23 protein-coding genes are annotated in these 17,569 nt (G+C 68.1%); 7 read left to right on the top strand and 16 right to left on the bottom strand.

The genetic code is table 11. From position 1 onward, the window contains the following. The first annotated feature begins 6 nt into the window (after positions 1 to 6). Together ABZX92_RS28380 and ABZX92_RS28385 are read left to right on the top strand one after the other, a co-directional pair. The gene (locus ABZX92_RS28380; RefSeq protein WP_355565675.1) at positions 7 to 1,149 is read left to right on the top strand and encodes a glycosyl hydrolase family 18 protein; all 1,143 of its coding nucleotides are present in this window, start codon (positions 7 to 9) and stop codon (positions 1,147 to 1,149) included. A 42-nt stretch (positions 1,150 to 1,191) separates the two neighbouring features. Next, positions 1,192 to 2,619, top strand: a complete 1,428-nt coding sequence (locus tag ABZX92_RS28385; RefSeq protein ID WP_355565678.1) for an amidohydrolase family protein — start codon at positions 1,192 to 1,194, stop codon at positions 2,617 to 2,619. Here ABZX92_RS28385 and ABZX92_RS28390 read toward each other — a convergent pair. Next, positions 2,616 to 3,998, bottom strand: coding sequence for an FAD-linked oxidase C-terminal domain-containing protein (locus ABZX92_RS28390; RefSeq protein ID WP_355565681.1), 1,383 nt, complete (start codon positions 3,996 to 3,998; stop codon positions 2,616 to 2,618). The two genes, ABZX92_RS28385 and ABZX92_RS28390, sit on opposite strands and share 4 nt — an antisense overlap. 150 nt (positions 3,999 to 4,148) lie before the next feature. Between ABZX92_RS28390 and ABZX92_RS28395 the strand changes: the two genes are divergently transcribed. Then, on the top strand, positions 4,149 to 4,817 hold the full coding sequence (locus ABZX92_RS28395) for a DedA family protein (protein WP_355565684.1): 669 nt from the start codon (positions 4,149 to 4,151) through the stop codon (positions 4,815 to 4,817). Here the strand turns inward: ABZX92_RS28395 and ABZX92_RS28400 are convergent. Then, positions 4,814 to 5,449 carry a nucleoside/nucleotide kinase family protein gene (locus ABZX92_RS28400; RefSeq protein WP_045315649.1) on the bottom strand — a complete coding sequence of 212 codons (636 nt, stop codon included), beginning with the start codon at positions 5,447 to 5,449 and terminating at the stop codon, positions 4,814 to 4,816. The two genes, ABZX92_RS28395 and ABZX92_RS28400, sit on opposite strands and share 4 nt — an antisense overlap. Then, entirely contained in the window at positions 5,413 to 6,258 is an 846-nt protein-coding gene (locus ABZX92_RS28405) for a PfkB family carbohydrate kinase (RefSeq protein WP_355565687.1), read from the bottom strand. The genes ABZX92_RS28400 and ABZX92_RS28405 overlap by 37 nt, the downstream gene beginning before the upstream one ends. 34 nt (positions 6,259 to 6,292) lie before the next feature. Between ABZX92_RS28405 and ABZX92_RS28410 the strand changes: the two genes are divergently transcribed. Then, entirely contained in the window at positions 6,293 to 7,270 is a 978-nt protein-coding gene (locus ABZX92_RS28410; protein WP_355565690.1) for a LacI family DNA-binding transcriptional regulator, read from the top strand. Further along, entirely contained in the window at positions 7,264 to 7,995 is a 732-nt protein-coding gene (locus tag ABZX92_RS28415; RefSeq protein WP_355565692.1) for a TIM barrel protein, read from the top strand. Before ABZX92_RS28410 ends, ABZX92_RS28415 begins: the two co-directional genes overlap by 7 nt. Here ABZX92_RS28415 and ABZX92_RS28420 read toward each other — a convergent pair. The 4 genes from ABZX92_RS28420 to pyrE form a co-directional block, all read right to left on the bottom strand. Then, entirely contained in the window at positions 7,985 to 9,076 is a 1,092-nt protein-coding gene (locus ABZX92_RS28420) for a glycoside hydrolase family 76 protein (RefSeq protein ID WP_355565695.1), read from the bottom strand. The genes ABZX92_RS28415 and ABZX92_RS28420 overlap by 11 nt on opposite strands. Before the next feature lie 25 nt (positions 9,077 to 9,101). Next, positions 9,102 to 9,779 (bottom strand): TrmH family RNA methyltransferase, encoded by a 678-nt coding sequence (locus ABZX92_RS28425; protein ID WP_355565697.1) that lies wholly within the window; start codon positions 9,777 to 9,779, stop codon positions 9,102 to 9,104. After that, positions 9,739 to 9,903, bottom strand: a complete 165-nt coding sequence (locus ABZX92_RS28430) for a DUF2784 family protein (protein ID WP_355565700.1) — start codon at positions 9,901 to 9,903, stop codon at positions 9,739 to 9,741. Before ABZX92_RS28430 ends, ABZX92_RS28425 begins: the two co-directional genes overlap by 41 nt. 159 nt (positions 9,904 to 10,062) lie before the next feature. Next, complete coding sequence (pyrE, locus tag ABZX92_RS28435; RefSeq protein ID WP_355565733.1) at positions 10,063 to 10,617, bottom strand: orotate phosphoribosyltransferase; 555 nt, start codon at positions 10,615 to 10,617, stop codon at positions 10,063 to 10,065. A gap of 65 nt (positions 10,618 to 10,682) precedes the next feature. Here pyrE and ABZX92_RS28440 point away from each other — a divergent pair, with 65 nt between their 5' ends. After that, entirely contained in the window at positions 10,683 to 11,255 is a 573-nt protein-coding gene (locus tag ABZX92_RS28440) for a hypothetical protein (RefSeq protein WP_355565703.1), read from the top strand. A gap of 1 nt (position 11,256) precedes the next feature. On the opposite strand, the gene ABZX92_RS28445 is transcribed toward ABZX92_RS28440, so the two are convergent. The 6 genes from ABZX92_RS28445 to ABZX92_RS28470 form a co-directional block, all read right to left on the bottom strand. Next, positions 11,257 to 11,700: a hypothetical protein gene (locus tag ABZX92_RS28445; protein ID WP_355565706.1), complete on the bottom strand. Its 444-nt coding sequence runs from the start codon at positions 11,698 to 11,700 to the stop codon at positions 11,257 to 11,259. After that, positions 11,697 to 12,614, bottom strand: coding sequence for a hypothetical protein (locus tag ABZX92_RS28450; protein WP_355565709.1), 918 nt, complete (start codon positions 12,612 to 12,614; stop codon positions 11,697 to 11,699). Before ABZX92_RS28450 ends, ABZX92_RS28445 begins: the two co-directional genes overlap by 4 nt. Beyond that, a complete protein-coding gene (locus ABZX92_RS28455; RefSeq protein WP_355565711.1) occupies positions 12,611 to 12,925 on the bottom strand; it encodes a hypothetical protein in 315 nt (104 codons plus the stop codon). Before ABZX92_RS28455 ends, ABZX92_RS28450 begins: the two co-directional genes overlap by 4 nt. Before the next feature lie 37 nt (positions 12,926 to 12,962). After that, positions 12,963 to 13,736, bottom strand: a complete 774-nt coding sequence (locus ABZX92_RS28460) for an SDR family oxidoreductase (RefSeq protein WP_355565714.1) — start codon at positions 13,734 to 13,736, stop codon at positions 12,963 to 12,965. 50 nt (positions 13,737 to 13,786) lie between these two features. Then, on the bottom strand, positions 13,787 to 13,963 hold the full coding sequence (locus tag ABZX92_RS28465) for an LPXTG cell wall anchor domain-containing protein (RefSeq protein WP_355565716.1): 177 nt from the start codon (positions 13,961 to 13,963) through the stop codon (positions 13,787 to 13,789). A gap of 196 nt (positions 13,964 to 14,159) precedes the next feature. Further along, on the bottom strand, positions 14,160 to 14,894 hold the full coding sequence (locus ABZX92_RS28470; RefSeq protein WP_045315637.1) for a hypothetical protein: 735 nt from the start codon (positions 14,892 to 14,894) through the stop codon (positions 14,160 to 14,162). A gap of 88 nt (positions 14,895 to 14,982) precedes the next feature. On the opposite strand from ABZX92_RS28470, the gene ABZX92_RS28475 reads away from it, so the two are divergent. Next, the gene (locus tag ABZX92_RS28475; RefSeq protein ID WP_355565719.1) at positions 14,983 to 16,146 is read left to right on the top strand and encodes a cytochrome P450; all 1,164 of its coding nucleotides are present in this window, start codon (positions 14,983 to 14,985) and stop codon (positions 16,144 to 16,146) included. A 1-nt stretch (position 16,147) separates the two neighbouring features. Here the strand turns inward: ABZX92_RS28475 and ABZX92_RS28480 are convergent, their stop codons facing one another. The 3 genes from ABZX92_RS28480 to ABZX92_RS28490 all read right to left on the bottom strand — a co-directional run. After that, positions 16,148 to 16,522, bottom strand: coding sequence for a VOC family protein (locus ABZX92_RS28480; protein ID WP_355565721.1), 375 nt, complete (start codon positions 16,520 to 16,522; stop codon positions 16,148 to 16,150). A gap of 1 nt (position 16,523) precedes the next feature. Next, a complete protein-coding gene (locus tag ABZX92_RS28485; protein WP_355565724.1) occupies positions 16,524 to 17,198 on the bottom strand; it encodes a metalloregulator ArsR/SmtB family transcription factor in 675 nt (224 codons plus the stop codon). Between the two features lies 1 nt (position 17,199). Beyond that, a partial coding sequence (locus tag ABZX92_RS28490) for a hypothetical protein (RefSeq protein WP_355565727.1) occupies positions 17,200 to 17,569 on the bottom strand: 370 nt, incomplete at its 5' end.

Genomic DNA, 17,569 nt, shown 5'->3' on the forward strand with positions numbered 1-17,569 from the left:
CCTGTGATGTCGTTGTTCCGCAAGGGATTGGCGGTCACGTTGGCCGCACTCTCCGTCTCACTTGGCGTCGTCTCGGCTGACGCCGCGCCACACAAGATCGTCGGTGCCTACTACGGCAACTGGTACAGCGAGTCGAAGCCGATCTCGTCGATTCCCACCGACACACCGATCACGCACCTGTTCTACGCGTTCGCTCTGATCGAGAACGGCAAGTGCGTGATGCCGGCGTCGACGGCGGCCAAGGACTTCGCCGACATCCGCGCGTTGAAGAAGCGCAAGCCGTCCCTGAAAGCGTTGATCTCGCTGGGCGGCTGGGGTGCGGGCGGCTTCTCCGACGCGGCTTTTTCGGCAGAGTCCCGCAGGACGCTCGTTCGGTCCTGTGTGGACCTGTTCTTCCAGGACGGTACTTTCGACGGCATCGACCTCGACTGGGAGTTCCCGGTCTACGGCGGTCCTGCCGAGATCAAGGACCGGCCGGAGGACAAGCACAACATGACGTTGCTGACGTGCGAGTTCAAGCGGGTGCTGGGCAAGCGGCTCGTCACCGCGGCACTGCCCACCGGCCGCCTGCAGACCGACGGCTCGTACGACCCGGCGAAGTCGTTCGAACTGCGCGAGCTGTCGCGGATCCTGGACTTCATCAACGTGATGACCTACGACATGGGCACCGGTTTCTCGCCCGTGGCCACGTTCAACGCGCCGTACCGCGAGGTCTCGAACGACCCGATGCCCACCGCCGACCGCAAGTGGAACAACGTCGTCGGCGCCATCAACTACTACGAACGCCACGGCGTCTCGCCGCGCAAGATGGTGCTCGGCACGCCGTTCTACGGCCGCGGCTTCAACGTGAAGACCGAGGGCCCGCAGCACGGCCTCTACCAGCTCTACGACAGCGCGTTCTGGGTCGACGGCTACGAGGACGCCCTGAAGCTCAAGGCAACCCCGGGCTGGCAGGAGTACTGGCACCCGGTCGCGCAGTCGCCGTGGCTCTACAGCGCGGCGGAGAAGAAGTTCGTGTCGTACGAGAACCCGCGGTCGATCGGGATCCGCGCGGACTTCGCCCGGTCACGCGGGCTGCTCGGCACGTTCATGTGGGAGCTCGGGAGCGACGACTCCCAGTACTCGCTGCTGAAGGCGATGTCCCGATAAGGGTTTGAGTCTGACGTAACGTCAAGGTGTTGGTTGAACGGCATGACTGACACCACTCGACGTGAAGTGCTGGGTTGGCTGGCCGGGCTCGGTGCGGCAGCAGTGCTCGCACCAAGTCCGGCCAGTGCTTCGGTCGGCGTCACCGCACTGCGAGGCGTCACGCTCGTCGACTCGGCCGGCACGCGCTCCAACGCCACCATCGTGCTGGCGGACAACAGGATTCTCGCGGTCGGCTCGTGCGACCTGCCGTTGCCGCGCGGGTCCACGGTGCTCGACTTCACCGGCAAGTTCGTCATCCCCGGACTGTGGGACATGCACGTGCATGGCGCGTACATGGACCGCATCACGTTGCCGCTGTGCCTGGTCAACGGCGTGACGGGCATCCGCGAGATGTGGGGTTTCCCGCCGATCTACGCGCTGCGGGACCGCATCGAGCGCGGCGAGGTGTTCGGCCCGAAGCTGGTCGTCGGCAGCACGATCATCGACGGCCCGCACTCGACCTTGCCAGGTGCTCAGATCGTTGCCACGCCTGAAGAAGGACGTCAGGCCGTACGTGACGCCAAGGCTCAGGGCGCGGACTTCGTGAAGGTCTACTCGTACCTGGACCACGCGACGCTCGCGGCCATCGCGGACGAGTGCCCGCGCCAGGACATCACGTTCGCCGGACATTGCTCGGACCACGTGGCGATGGGCGACGCGAGCTCACTCGGCCAACGCACCTTCGAGCACATGTACGGCCTGCCACTCGCGACGAGCACGCGGGAAACCCAGCTGCGCCAAGCGATCGCGGACCTGCCGCTCGGCCCGGCGAACTCGTTCGCGTGGTTCAAGCAGGTGCTGGACTTCGAACGCCAGGCAGCACTCACACACAGCCGGCCCAAAGCCATCAGGCTCGCGAACCTCTTGCGGCGCAACGGATCCGCGCTTTGCCCGACGATGGTCGCGATGCGGGTGTACTCCAGCCCCGCGGACCGGTTCGCGAACGACCTGCGGATGAGGTACATGCCGGCGTTCTACCGGGACTTGTGGCGTGACAGCCTCAAGAACTGGGCTCCGGTGACCGAGCAGGAGATCCGCGAGCAGGCCGAGTTCCTCGAACGCCGCATGGACCAGGTCGCCGAGATGCACGACCACGGCGTGGAGATCCTGGTCGGCACGGACGCGGGCAACCCGTACGTGTTCTCGGGCTTCTCGGTGCACGACGAGCTGGAGCTGCTGGTGGAGGCGGGGCTCTCACCGCACCAAGCGCTGAAGGCCGGCACCCGCGACGCGAGGCTCAAGCCGGGCGAACTGGCCGACCTCGTCGTGCTGGACGGCAACCCGCTCAAAGACATCCGCAACACGCAACGGATCCACACCGTCATCACGAGGAACAGGACCATCGGACCCGCGGACCGGCAGAAGATGCTCGCGGACGTGGAGAAGGCCGCCCAGGAACCGTTTCCGCCGGCCGCGCGGGCCTGTTGCTAGAGGCTGAACATCGAGCCGGGGTTGAACAGGTTCTCCGGGTCCAGCGCGCGTTTGATCTCGCGGTGGACCCGGAGGCCGACCGGGCCGATCTCCTTCGCCAGCCACTCGCGCTTGATCTTGCCGATGCCGTGCTCGCCGGTGACCGTGCCGCCCAGTGCCAGCCCGACCGCGAGGATGTCGTCGAACGCCTTCTGCGCCCGCGCGAACTGATCAGCGGAGGACGGGTCGTAGACGATCGTCGGGTGCATGTTGCCGTCGCCCGCGTGGCCGACGACGGCGATCTTGAGGTCGACCTCCTTGGAGATGTCCTCGCAGCCCTGGATCAGCTCGGCGATGCGGGTGCGCGGCACGCACACGTCGTCGGTGAGCCACGAGCCGTAGACCTCCAACGCTGTGAGCACCGCCCGGCGCGCCGTCAGCAGGTCGCGGCCCTCGTTGACATCATCAGTCGCGTAGACGAGGTCGGCTTCGAGGCAGATCTCCTCGATCTTCTGCAACTCGTGCCTGGCCTGCTCACCGCCCGCGTCGGACTGGCAGATCAGCAACGCCGCGCAGCCCGGCCCGGCACCGAGCTCGGTCTTCAGGTACTGCTCGACGGCCTCGATCGAGGTCCTGTCCATGATCTCCATCAACGACGGCACCAAGCCCTCGCGGACGATCCGGCTGACCGCGGCGCCGGCGGTGGCGGTGCTGCTGAACGCGGCGACCAAAGTGGCCGGAGCCTGCGGGAGCGGTTTCAGGGCCAGCGTGGCCTTGGTGATCACACCCAAGGTGCCCTCGGAGCCGATGAACAACTTGGTGAGGTCGTAGCCCGCGACGCCCTTGACCGTTCGGCGGCCGGTCCGCAGCACCTCGCCGTCGGCCAGGACGACTTCGAGGCCCAGCACGGAGTCGGTGGTCACGCCGTACTTCACGCAGCACAGGCCGCCTGCGTTGGTGGAGAGGTTGCCGCCGATCGTGCACCAGTCGTAGCTGCTCGGATCCGGTGGGTAGAACAGGCCGTTCTTCTCGACTGCGCCACGCAGGTCGAGGTTGACCACACCCGGCTCGACGACGGCGAGGCGGTTGTCGGCGTCGATCTCGACGATGGCGTCCATCTTGGTCGTGACGAGGACGACACAGCCGTCGATCGCGTTCGCGGCGCCCGAAAGGCCACTGCCGGCTCCACGCGGGACGATGGGGACGCGATGACGTGCGCAGGCTCGCACGACCGCCTGGACCTGCTCGGTGTTCAGCGGGAACACCACCGCCAACGGACTGCCATGGGGCGCCAACGGCATCATGTCGCGCTGGTAGCTCGCGGTGACATCAGCGTCCACAAGTACACCTGCGTCACCCAGTGCGGTCCGGAGTTCGGCGAGCAAGTTCTCCATGTCCACCACGCTAGTCCGATTCGACTGGTTCACTCGAAAGTGAGCTCAACGGAAAGGAGTTCACGTGGTGACCGAGCGTGCTCAATCAAGATTTCGTCCTACCGTCAGCCCGATGTCGCCGTGCCGCCGGCGCAGCACGACGTAGGCTGGCTCACCGTGGCGCATGCTTTCGCCTCGCTGGAGACCGCAGGTCCGGTGGCCGTGTGGATCATCGTGCTGAGCTTCATCTTCTTCGAGTGCGCGTTCATCTTCGGGCTGTTCCTGCCCGGTGACTCGCTGTTGTTCGCCGCCGGCGTGGTGCTGGCGCAGCACAACAGCGAGCTGTCGGCGTGGGCTCTGTCCGCGGTGGCGCTGATCGTGGCCGTCGTCGGCAACCAGGTCGGGTACTTCATCGGCCGGACCACCGGGACGCGCGTGCTCGCCCGCAAGGGTGGCAGGGTGCTGAACCGGCACAACCTGAAACGCGCGGGCGACTTCCTCGACCGGCGCGGGTTCTGGGCCGTCGTGCTCGCCCGCTGGATCCCCTGGATCCGCACGCTGGCGCCGATGATCGCCGGTGCCGCGCGGATGGACCTCCGCCGCTTCACGCTGGCCACCACGCTCGGGGCCATCGCGTGGGTGCCGACGCTGGTGCTCGCCGGCTACTACGGCGCGGGGATCCTGCAGGAGCTGCCGTGGCTGGAGACGATCGCGGTGATCATCAGCATCGCGTTCTTCCTCGGCGGCACCGGGTGGGGCATCTGGCGCTACCGGCAGGAGATGCGCAAGCCGATCGACGAGGGCAGCGACGACCTCAAGCACGTCAGCGAGCACCACGCGCGCTAGAGCACCTCGGTGATCAGCAGGTCCGCCGACCCCTTGGACGAGTTCACCATCAGCGCGTTGACGTGGTCGGTGCCGTGCAGCACGCGTTCCTCGGCTTCGGACAGGGTGCGCCCGTACCGCAGGTGGCGGTCGATCAGCCGCTGCACGCGCACGTCCTCGTCGATGAACAGGAACCACGCCTCGTCGAGGATGATCCGGACGCGCTTCCACTTGTCGTAGTTGAGCAGCAGGTAGTTGCCCTCGGTGACGACCAGCGGGACGTCCGGGTGCACCGGCACGGCGCACGCGATCGGCTCCTCGATCTCGCGGCGGAACTCCGGCGCGTAGATCATGTCCGGCCCGCACGCCTTGATCCGGCCGAGCAGGTCCACGTAGCCCGGGATGTCGAACGTGTCCGGCGCGCCCTTGCGCTCGACCAGCCGCAACCGTTCGAGCTCGCTCTGCGCGAGGTGGAAGCCGTCCATCTCGACCAGCACGGCCTGCCCGTCGAGCGCCTCGACCAGCCGGCGCGCGAGTGTCGACTTGCCGGAACCGGGTGCGCCGCCGATGCCGAGAATCTTGCGCTCGCCCTGATCGGTGAGCACTCGAGCCCGCTCTAGCAGCTCGTCGAACCTGACCTGCTGTCCTGCCACCGCGCCAGCCTCTCAACCCAGTCCCCGACCGCACTGACCCGAACCGCCGCCGCCTCCGACGCGAAGCCGATGGCCGCCACCGGATCCGCGCCTGACGCCAGCGCATACGCATATGCGCCGTGCCAGACATCGCCGGCGCCGTTCGTGTCCTTCACCTCCACCGCCGGCACGGGAACCTCGCCGGACGAGCCGTTCCGCGACCAGGTCACCGGCTTCGCACCGTGCGTGCGAATGACCAGCGGCACTCCGTACGAGTGCACCTCGGCCTCGGACCGCTCGAACCCCGAACTGCAGGCAGCCACGTCCACCAGCGGCAACAGGTGATCGAGGACAGGTTTCCAGCTCCCGGCGTCGAGCACCACAGGCAATCCGCGAGCTTTCGCCTGCTGGGCGACGGGGATCACCAGGCCGTCGTGGTGTCCGTCCAAGAGCACCACGTCGACGCCGTCCAGCAGACCGGACAAGTCGGGCGCCTCGACGGGCACGGAGGCGTTGCGGGAAACGACCGTGCGCTCCCCATCAGGGGCTCTGACGACGACCATGCTCACGGGCGTCGTCCCGGCCACGGCGGTGACTTGGACCGGCTCCAAGGAAGCCCGGACGAATTCGCCCAGTGCGTCGGCACCCAACGCGGTGAGCAGTGACGACGTTCCACCAAGTGCCGCAACTGCGCGGGCCGCGTTGGCAGCCGGACCTCCCGGCGAGAGCACCGCGTCGAGCGAGCGGATCTTCTGTCCAGGATCCGGGAACGATTCCACCCGTTGAGTCACGTCGAGAGTTGTGAGCCCGACACACAGCACGGCTGCCATCTGGGCTTCCTCCAAACGGGTAAGGTCCCTGGCCATGGTCACCATGCGGGATGTAGCGGCTCTCGCGGGAGTCTCCATCACCACGGTGTCACACGTGATCAACGAGACGAGACCGGTCGCCGAGGACACGCGCGAGCGCGTCCAGAAGGCGATCGACGAGACCGGGTACACGGGCGACGCCATCGCGCGATCGCTGGTCATGGGCGGCACGAAGTCGCTGGGCCTGGCCGTGTCGCTGGTCTCACACCCGTACTTCGCCGAGCTGATCGCCGCCATCGAGTCGGAGGCGACTCGCAACGGCTATTCGCTCGTGCTGATCGACACGAGAGACACCCCCGAGTCCGAGCAGACAGCGGTCAGGATGCTGCGCTCGCGAAGAGTCGACGGGCTGTTGCTCACACCGACCGCCAGCACCGGCGGCAGCCTCGTGCTGCCGGAGCTCAAGAAGCTCGGCATCCCGACCGTGCTCGTGGACCGGCTGACCGTGGCCAAGGACATCGACCAGGTCGGGCCGGAGAACGTCCAGGCCACCTCAGGTCTGGTGAAGCACCTCGCCGAACTGGGGCACCGGCGGATCGGCATCGTCTGCGGCAAGGCGGGCGTGGCGACGACCGAGGAGCGCATCCTCGGTTACCGGCTCGGCCTCGGCCGTGCGGGCCTGAAGTGGGACGAGGCGCTGGTGTCGCAGAGCGGCTGGCTCGCGCCGCTGCTCGACCAGGACGACCCGGCCACCGCGGTGGTCGCGGCCGATCACCTCGTCACGGTCGGCATGCTGCACGAAGCCCGCGCTCGTGGTCTCAAGCTCGGCACCGATCTCGCGGTCGTGGCGTACGACGAGGTCGAGTGGGCGACGTTGATCGAACCGCCGCTCACCACGCTGGCCCAGCCGGTCGAGGAGATCGGCAGGACCGCGGTGAAGCTGCTGCTCTCCCGGATCGCCGATCCCGAACGGCCGCCGGAGACCATCCGGCTCGCGCCCTCGCTGATGCACCGGCAGTCCTGCGGATGCTGATCCCCGGCCTCGTCTCGGTGACGTTCCGGCAGCTCACCGTCTCCGAGATCGGCGAGCTCGCGACCGAGTGCGGGCTGCAGGCCGTGGAGTGGGGCGGTGACGTGCACGTGCCGCCCGGCGACTTCGAGGCGGCACGACGTGCGCTGGACACCGGGTTGAAGGTCGCGGCGTACGGGTCCTACTACCGGGCCGGTGTGTCGGATCGCGGCGAGCTGGCGGCGATCCTGGAGACGGCGGCCGAACTGGACGCGACGTTCGTGCGGGTCTGGGCCGGGACGTCCGGGTCGGCCGAGTGCCCTGACCGCGGGCCGGTGATCGAGGCGTTGCAGCACGCCGTCGAGCACGCCGACGCCATGGGCACGCGGATCGCGTTGGAGTACCACCGCAACACGCTGACGGACACGCTGGAGTCCGCGGTGCAGCTGCTCGACGAGGTCGACGGTGTGGTGCCGTACTGGCAGCCACGCGGAGGCCAGGACGTGTTCTCCGCCGTGCACGAGGTGCGGACGCTCGAACCGGTGACCGCGCACGTCTTCTCGTGGGGTGAGGGCGGGTTCACGGAACGGCTTCCGCTCGCCGCTCGCCGCGACCTGTGGAAGCCGGTGCTGACCGAGCTCGCGCGCGACGGAATCGAGCGCAACGCGTTGCTGGAGTTCGTGCTCGACGACTCGCCGGAGCAGTTCCGCGAGGACGCCAAGACGTTGCTGAGCTACCTCAAGGGTTAGCGAGCCCGTGCCGTTCCAGCAGGGCGGCCGCCTCCAGGCACATCCAGCCGCCGAGCTGGACGGACAGGTCGCGGCCCTCGCGCTCGTCCGCCGGGACCGTCCACTCCGGACCGAACAACGGGCCGCTCACCGCCATCACGCGGTTGAGCCACGCCGACTCCGCCGACTGGATCACCAGCTCCCTGGCCAGGTCCGCGGTCTCGTGCCGCTCGGGGTCGAGCTCGGGAATCGTGAGCGTCGCCTGCGCGAGGTAGCGCGTGAGGATGCCCGCGAACAGGCCGCCGTCACCACCGCCCTGCCCCCTGATCACGCCGTTGGTGGCCAGGTCGTCGTGCACCGCGGTGATCGTGCGGGCGGCCTTGTCCAGCCACTTGTCCCGCTGCCCGTGCTTCGCCAGCTCGACGCACGCGCCGATCAGAACTCCTTGGCAGTACGTGTAGATGTTCTTCTCGTACTCGCGGATCTCGCCGTTCGGGTGGACGTGCAGGCCGTCCCAGGCGAGGCCACTGCTCTCGTCCACCAGGTTGTCCTCGATCCAGTCCACCGTGGACCGGGCGCGGGCGAGGTCGGTGCGTTCGTTCTGCCGGGCCAGGAAGATCGCGGCCGGGCCGTTGGCGGGCACGTTCTTGAAGTCGTCGTTTCGCTTCCACCAGATGCCGCCACCCGCGTGGTCGGTCCAGCCGTCGCGCAGCTGCTCGGCTATCGCCTTGAGCGCCTTGGGTTTCGCGATGCCGACGTGCTGCTCGGCGCGTTGCAGGGCGAGACCGAGCCACGCGATGTCGTCGTAGTAGCTGTTGGTCCAGCCGAGGACGTTGCGCGTCCGGATGCCCCGCACGACCTTGGTGATGCCCGCCTTGCGCAGCTCGCTCGGCGACCGCAGGTAGCCGTCGACCATGCAGTCCAGCAGATGCGCCTGCCACCAGTAGTTGAACCTGAGGTGCAGCTTGTCCCGGAAGAGCGGGGGCCACACCCGTGCCCCGAGCAGCGTGCCCGGCACACCCCAGACCCGCCGCAGGTGCCTGGAGTACACCGCGCGCTCGGCAACGCCCGCGCGCGCCGCCAGCAGTTTCGCGATCACCACTGAATCATGGTGAGTGCTTGACCGGTCAAGAAGCTCGGTGAATCACCCAGTGGTAGAGGCCCATGGCCACGGAAGTTGTCAGGTTGTAACTGCTGACCTTCTCGCGCATGGGCAGGCGGACGATCCTGGTGGCCTTCTCCCGGACTTCTGGTGAGAGGCCGTGGCGTTCCGAACCGAACGCCAGCACGGCGTCGTCGGGGATCGGGCCGCGCAGCAGATCGCCGTCCGCGTCGAACGCGATCAGCTCGCCGGCGAAGTCGAGGTTCTCCGCCTTGGCAACCGGTAGCGCGAAGTGCAGGCCCGCCGAGCCACGGAGAACGTTGGGGTGCCACGGGTCCACGTCGCCGGTCGAGATGACGCCGCCCGCGTCCAGGCCCGCCGCCACGCGGATCGTGGCGCCGAAGTTGCCCAGGTTGCGCGGGTTGTCGAGCAGCACGACCGGCGTTCCCCGGTCGAAGGGCAGGTTCGGCTGGTCGGCGAACCCGGCCACCCCGGTCGGGTGCGTGCGGCCGACGCGGATCTTGAAGTGCGCCTGGTCGACCTCGGTCGCGCCCTTGAACTGCTCGACAAGGTCCGGCGCGTGCGTCTCGGCGAGGCTGATGGCTGCGCTCAGGTCCGTGGTGAGCAACGGATGCACCGCGGCGCCGAAGCGCAACGCGTGCTTAACAGCGTGAAAGCCTTCGAGCAGCACGGTGGCCAGCATAGAAGCCGATCCACGACACGATCACGATCGACCCCAGCACCAGCTGCACCAGCGTCGACGCGCTCTCCGGGTACCAGACGCCGTCGATGTAGTAGTCGATGAACCCGGTGCCCAGCGACGGCATCCCCGCGCCAGCGCCATGCGGCGAACCCGCCCAAGAGCAGGAACGCCAGCACGGCGAAGTGCACCACCATGACCGCTTCTGCGAAGAACCTGGCCATTCGCACCACCCCGTCCTCCAATGTAGGACGGGGTGACTCAAAGCGCGCTCGATAAAACCCGGTTAGGCGAGACCCAGGTCATTCAGGTCCAGCAGGTACCGGTATTGCAGACCCTCGGCCTCGATGGCCTCCTTGGCGCCGGTGCCGCGGTCGACGACCGTCGCGACACCGATCACGTCGGCACCGTGCTCGCGCAGCGCCGTGACGGCCGTGAGCACCGAACCGCCCGTGGTGGACGTGTCCTCGACCGCGAGCACCCGCTGCCCGCGCACGTCGATGCCCTCGATCTGGCGCTGCATGCCGTGCGCCTTGCTGGCCTTGCGCACGACGAAAGCGTCGAGCACATCACCGTCGGCCGCGGCCGAGTGCATCATCGCGTAGGCCACCGGGTCGGCCCCGAGCGTGAGACCGCCCACAGCGACGAAGTCCCAGTCGCTGGTGAGCTGGCGGAGGAGCTTGCCGATCAGGGGGGATGCCGCGTGGTGCAGCGTCGCCCGGCGCAGGTCGACGTAGTAGTCGGCTTCCTTGCCACTGGAGAGAGTTACCTTGCCGTGCACCACGGCCAATTCGCTCACCAGACGAGCGAGTTCCGACTTCGCGTTCGCGTCCAAGACCACTTCAGTTCGCACGGGTCGTCAGCTTCGCACACACGCGGCTTCAGTGCCTCGTACGCTGCATCACCGTGAGTCTGCTGAGCACGGATGCCTTCGTCGTGGAACAACCCTGGTCGGCCATGAGTCTTCTGCTGCGGTCGAAGTACCGGGTCGAGGCGTACGACGGGTACGACGCGCCGCTCGGGTTCGCGGACGAGACGCGCCGGGCGTTCGGGGTCGGGTTCCTGCGCAGGATGAGCCTGTCCAGGTGGACTCCCTTCCACCTGCGCGTAGTCGCCCCGAACGGCGAGCCCCTGCTCGTCATCACGAAATCAGCAGGGTTCTTCCGGAGGCCGACGAAGGTGGCGGCGCCGAACGGGCAGCCGATCGGCTCGATCGTCCCCCAGCGAAGCAGGTATGCGCTGCTGGACGCGAACGGCACCCAGCTGTGCCTGCTGGGCGACGTCGCTCAGTTCCAGACAGGACAGATCAAGAAGCGCAACGGCAACCGGGTGCGCCGGGACGTGATCCAGATTCGTCCCGGCACCACCGGTTCGATCCGGTTGCTCGCCGTCGCGGCGGCTGTGGCGTTCGACATCGTCCGAGGAATCGGCACGAACCACCTCAGCAGCGATGCGGGCAGCTTCCTGCCCATCGAGTGAGCTACCAGGCGTCCTTGCGGAAGTGGCTGGGGCCGTCGTCCTCGTCGTCATCGTCACGGCGCGGCCGCTGCCGGGCAGCGGGGTTACCGGACTCGATGATGTCCGCGATGTCCTGGCCCTCTTCGATGGCCGTGTAGGCGCGCTGGAGGTCCGGTACACCGGTGGCGAGCGCCTTCTGCACGCCGTCGTCCATCACGCGGCCGGACGCGATGTCCTTCCAGCTGAACTCGCCGGAGTCGATGCGCTGTTGGAGGTCCTTGAACTCCTCGGGCGCGTTGCCGCTGCGGGCGTACCGCTCGATCTCGGCGAGGTCCTGCTCGCTGACCCCGCGCGAACGCGGCTGGTACTGGGCGGCCTGCTGCGCGGTCTGGACTGCTGCCGCGGTCTTGGCGTCGACGTCGTCGAACAGCTGCTGCAACCGGGCCTGGTCGTAGGGGAAGGTCACTGCTGTCCTCCGCCCGAGCCGCCGGAACCGCTCGCCCCGCCCGAACCGGCACCGGCACCGCCGGCCCCGCTGCTGCCTCCGTTGTACCGGGTGGACGCGGCGTGTCCGGACTTGCCGAGCTTGTAGCCGTCCCACGCGATGTTCTTGAGGCCACCGGTCACGGCCGACTTGCCGTTGTCGTACTTCTGCTTGCCGTCCTGCACGCCGTCGACCACGTCGAGCGCGTCGTTGACGTCGCGGACGTCCTTGAGCTTCATCAACGCCGTGCCCATGGCCTTGATCCCGTCGACCATGCCCTTGACGCCCTCGATGATCTGCTGGATCGAGAGGATGATCTTGCGGATGCGGTCGACGATCTGGATGCAGTCGTAGACGACCCACACGGCCTTGCCCCAGCCGACGACCGGGATCGGCGCGAGGATCACGGCTTCCATCAACTTGGTGACCAGCATGTCGAGCAACGTCAGCGCGAGGCCGCACGCCGTCCGGCACGTCTGCGCCATCGACTGGAACTTGTTGCCGATGATCCGGGCGACCTGGGAGTCCGCCTCGATCGCGACGACCCACATGGTGTCCATGCGGCGTTCGAAGCCCTGCGCGGCAGAGCCGTTCCAGTGCGGGTTGAGCTGGCCGACGCCCTCGCCGACGTTGTGCCGCACGGAGTCCAGCGCCTTTGCGACCTGGTCCCACGCGTTGGCGTTGGCGTCGATCTTCTCGAAGTCGCCGAGCAGCGGGTTGATCAGCGACTCGACCAGGTTCTCGCCGGTGACCTTCTCGTAGATCCAGTTGACGCCTTGGATCTTCCAGCCGGCCTTCTCGATGAGCTCCTTGGTGCTCTGGCGGCCCGGGCGGTCCTCCGCGGCCGCCCTGAGCGCGACCGACGGGTCCTCGACGTCCGCGTACGCCGTGGTCATCGGCCACCGCCGGCCTGCTGCATCAGCTTGACGCCGTGGAGGTCGACCTTCTCGTAGGTGTCCGCGGTCTTCTTGAGCGCGTCGGAGTCCTTGAGCATCATCTTGTTCGCGAAGTCCAGCGTCTCCCCGTAGAGATTCGCGACGCCGGTCACGACGGGGTGCAGCAACGTCAGCAGGCCGGTGAACCCGCTGGTGTCACCGCCCTTGGAGATCGCGTGGTCCTTGATGGTCAGGAAGTGCTGGGCGTTGCGGTCCAGCAGTTCGCTGTACCCGCGCAGCTCGTCCGGAACGACGTGGAACTGTTCACTCACGAGGGCTCCGACGCGCCTTTGGTCCGATTGGTTCCGATCACGTCCGGCCGCGGCCGCCGGCGAACCGGGACGCCATCCTGCGCACGAGCGGGCGCGGGAGCAGTCGCGTGATGGTCACGATGGCCTTGTACTGCAGGCCGGGGATCGACAGCGGTTTGCCGCGGCGCAGGTCGCGCAGGGCCTCGTGCACCAGCCGGTCGGCGTCGACGTAGAGCCAGCCCGGGGTCTTGGACATGTCGATGTTCGCGCGCTTGTGGAACTCCGTCCGCACGAAACCGGGGCACAGAGCCATGATCCGCACGCCGGAGCCCTCGGCCGCGAGGTTCATGCCCTCGGAGAACGTCGTCACCCACGCCTTGTCTGCGCTGTAGCTGGTGCCGCGGCCGGGCAGGAAGCTGGCGACGCTGGACACGTTGATCACGTCGCCCTTGCCGCGCGCCATCATGGCGGGGATCGCGGCCCGGCTCAGCCTGAGCACCGTGGCGACGTTGACGTCCAGCTGGGCCTGCAGCTTCTCGACGTCCGCGGCGAAGAACTCACCGGTGTTGGCGAAGCCGGCGTTGTTGACGAGCAGGTCGACGGCCGACTCGGCGAGACGCGCCTCGACCTTGGCCCGGTCGGTCTTGTCGCTGAGGTCGGCGGGCAGCACGTCCACGTTGACGCCGTGGCGGTCGTGCAGCTGCTTCGCGAGCTCCTCGAGCGCGGACGCGGTGCGCGCCACCAGTACGAGGTCATATCCCTCGGCGGCGAGCCTGCGGGCGAAGGCGGCCCCGATCCCGACGGTCGATCCGGTCACCAGTGCGGTTGGCATGCCACCGCACGGTAGTCGGGTCTAGGTCGGGGTCGGAAGCACGCCGATGATCACACTCCGTTCTTCGTCGGGCGACGAAGAACGAACAGACGCAGTGCGAGGCCCGAAACGACCAGAGCGACTCCGCCGAACAGCAACCAGCCGACCGACGCACCCGTGTTGGCCAGCGTCACCACGGACGCCGTACCTGCCACCGCTGCGGGCGGAACTACTTTTCCTCCGTACATCGTGATTCCCTCCGGGGGGTTGGGGACACGACGCCTTACGCACGGAGTATCTGAATCCACCTCAAATGTTTTACACAGAGTGAAGTGTGACGTAGCTCACACCACTTTGGTGCCGGTTTGGAATGCCCCTGGTACGACCGGTGAGACAGACGGTAATCAACCCAGGGTCTCACCCAGCGTTACGAGGAAGGCTCGCTCACGGCTGCTTGCGCCCGAACGACGGGCGGTAGACCTCGCCACCCTCGTCGTCCTCCGCCACCGGCTCCTCGTGCTCGGAGGGGTCCGGGTCGAACGGGTCGATGACGTCCGCCAGCTCGCCGATGTCGCGCAGCAGCCGCTCCAGGCGCGCGGGCGACGAGTTCGGCGGCGCGGCGGCCAGCACCCAGTCGTTCTCCAGCCAGACGACCGTGACGTCGCCACCGATCTCCTCGGCGGCGTCGATCAGGTCGGGCGTGATGATCTTGCGGGCCGCCGGCACGTCGGTGACGAAGGCGTAGCGCGACCCCACCGGCCCGAGCAGGTCGGGCATCGGCATCTTGTCGTTGTCGCGCTGGAACGGCACTGTCGACAGCCAGAGCTCGATCACCACGGACAGCGCTCTGCGGCAGCGCACGCCGACCAGCACCGAGTTGACCTTGCCGCCGGTCTCGTGGTCGAGCACGTAGACCTGCCTGCGCCCGTCCGCGGTGAAGGTCGAGCCCGCGACCACGTCCCGGGCGAGCCCGGTTCCGTAGTACGCGATGGCTCCCGCTTCCCAGCGAGTCGGCAGCACGTGGTCTGTCTCCTCGAACTGCCAGCCACGCAGGGCAGCCCAACGGCGCCGTTCACGATTACGCGCGGTTCGTTGCGCCCGGTCGGTCGCGAGCAGGGCGAACCCCGCCACGCCCGCCACCGCGGCGACGGTGAACCAGACCCACGCCGGTATGCCCACAGCTGAAGCGTAGTGGGTCGGCGGCGAGGAACGAAGATCACTTCCGCGCGTCGTGAACTGGGCGCGCCGATTCGACGTGCTTCAGGGCATGTCCGCCACGTTCCCGTTCACCACTGACCGCTCGCTGGACAACGAACCCGAGGCGCAGGAACTCCTCGCCAGACGCGGTCCCGTCGTGCCCGCCACGATGGGACCGATCGAGATCTGGCTGGCCCTGTCCTACGCCGCCTGCAAGCAAGTCCTCACCGATCCGCGCTTCAGCCGCGAGGAAGCCACCCGCCCTGGTGGCCCCGTGACGCTCCCGTCCGCGGCGAACCCGCTGGTGCTGACCTCGATGGACGGCCGGCGCCACGCCCGCACCCGCAAGCTCGTGGCCTCGGCGTTCAGCCCGCGCATGGTCGCGTTGTTGGAACCTCGCGTCCAGGAGATCGTCGACTCCTTGCTCGACGCGTCGCCGGTGGACCTGGTCAGCGGGTTGTGCGTGCCGCTGCCGACGATGGTGATCTGCGAGCTGCTCGGAGCGCCCTACTCCGACGCCCCGGACATCCGCCGCTGGACCGGCCGCCTGATGACCGGACGGCTCACGCCCGAGGAACTGCGCGAGGTCGAGGACGAGATGCAGGGCTACCTCGCCGACCTGGTGGAGGAGAAGCGCGTCCGTCCCGACGACAAGCTGATCACCGCGCTGGTCCTGGCCCACGACGAGGGCGGGCACCTGACGTCGGCGGAGCTGCTCGCGAACCTGCAGATGCTGCTCGCCGCCGGGCACGACACGACCGTCAACCAACTGGGCAACTCGCTGCTGACGCTGCTGCGCCACCCCGCCGAGATGCAGCGGCTGATCGACTCGCCGGCGTTGATCGGCACGGCCGTCGACGAGCTGCTGCGGTTCTCCCGGCTGATCGCCGCGACGCTGCCGCGCGTCACGACCGAGGCCGTGTCGCTGGAGGGCGTGCAGCTGCCCGCGGGTGCCGCGGTGCTGCCGGTGCTCTCCTCGGCCAACCGGGATCCTGCGGTGTTCCCGGATCCGGACCGGCTGGACGTCGGCCGCGACAACGCGGCACCGCTCGCGATGGGCTTCGGCCCGCACTACTGCGTGGGTGCGCAGCTCGCGAAGCTGGAGCTGCGAATCGCCTTGACGTCGGTGCTGAAGCGATTTCCGGGGTTGAGACTGGCTGTCGACGAGTCCTCGTTGAGCTACCGCATGGAGACCAACGTCCGCGCGCTGGTCTCGCTGCCCGTGGCCTGGTGACTCAGGCCGGCTGGAACAGCTCCACGGGGTTGCCGGACGGGTCGTCGAACACGATCTGCTGACCGCCCGGCCCTTTCACGACGTCGCTGCGGAACCGGACCTTCCCGCTGAGTCGGTCCACCTCGGCCGCGATGTCGTCGACGATCAGGTGGATGCGGTTCCAGCCACCGGGTCCGGGCTTGGTGCCGTCGGGCATCTCCCGCCCGGCCGAGCTGGCCGGCCCGCTCAGCAACAGCCGCAGGTTGCCGCGGACGACATCGGCGAACGCGGGCGCGAAGTTCGTGTTGACCGTGAACCCGAGATTCTCGGTGTAGAAGGCGAGCGAGGCCTCCACGTCGTCGACGAGGTACCGCACGCTGACCAGGTCGGTGGTCATCTCAGACCTCCAGGAGTCGGATGCGCCCGTCGAGCTCTTCGGCGGTGCGCTGGAACGCGGTGACGGGATCGGGGTCGCGCGCGGGATCGGGGATGCTCCAGTGGGCCAGCCGCGGCCTCCCGGCGAACGCGGGCAGGACTTCCCGCACCCGGTCGCACAGGCTGATGACGAGGTCGAACCGGTTGCCGCACACGGAGTCGAGGTGCGTCGGCTCGTGGCCGAGGGCGATGCCGAACGGCTTCAGCGCGCTGATCGCGTTGGGGTGCAACGGCTTCGGATGGCTGCCCGCGCTCATGACCTGCACGCCTGTCCGGTGCCGCAGCAGTGCCTCGGCCATGGGTGACCGGCCGCTGTTGCCGGTGCAGACGAACAACACCCGCTTTCCCGTGGGTGCTCCGGCTTTCAGAGCCTCGCCGGTGGCCGCCAGTTCCTGCGCGCACCGCCCGAGGTCCAGGTGGTAGTAGGTGTCCCGCCCGTCCGAACTGCTCCGCCGCGCGGTGACCAGGCCTGCGTCCCTGAGCTGGCGCAGGTGGTAGGAGACGAGGTTCTGCGGCTGGCCGACCGCGGCCACGAGCTCGCGCACCCGACGGTCGCCGGCGGCCAGCTCACACGCCAACCGCCAGCGCAGCGGGTCCGCCATCAGCCGCAGGAACAGCGGCAACGTCTCACCGGCCACGTCACCGACGATACATCAATCCAGCTTGATGCACTGGTTGGTGGGGCACGACGATGACCTGGTCCGGGTCCTCGTAGACGACGCGACCGGGATCGTCGGACTCCAGGCGGCGCCACTGCACCCCGTGCGCGTCGAGGATCGCCAGGTAGCCGGACACGCGATCAACGAGGTGCACCGACTGCCTCTTGAACCACGCCGCCGCGCCCGGCTGCCGGTACACGTCGGGGTCCACGGTGGCGGGGTTGATGAAGTTGGCGTCGTACCAGTCGTTGCCGAGCCGCCGGAACACGTGCTGCGCCGGGGTCAGCTGATCCCGGCGCGCCAACGTGTTCACCACGGCGAAGACGCCGAGAAAGCGGCCCTGCCGATCC

Source organism: Lentzea sp. NPDC006480 (genome assembly GCF_040611995.1).
Classification (GTDB): Bacteria; Actinomycetota; Actinomycetes; order Mycobacteriales; family Pseudonocardiaceae; genus Lentzea.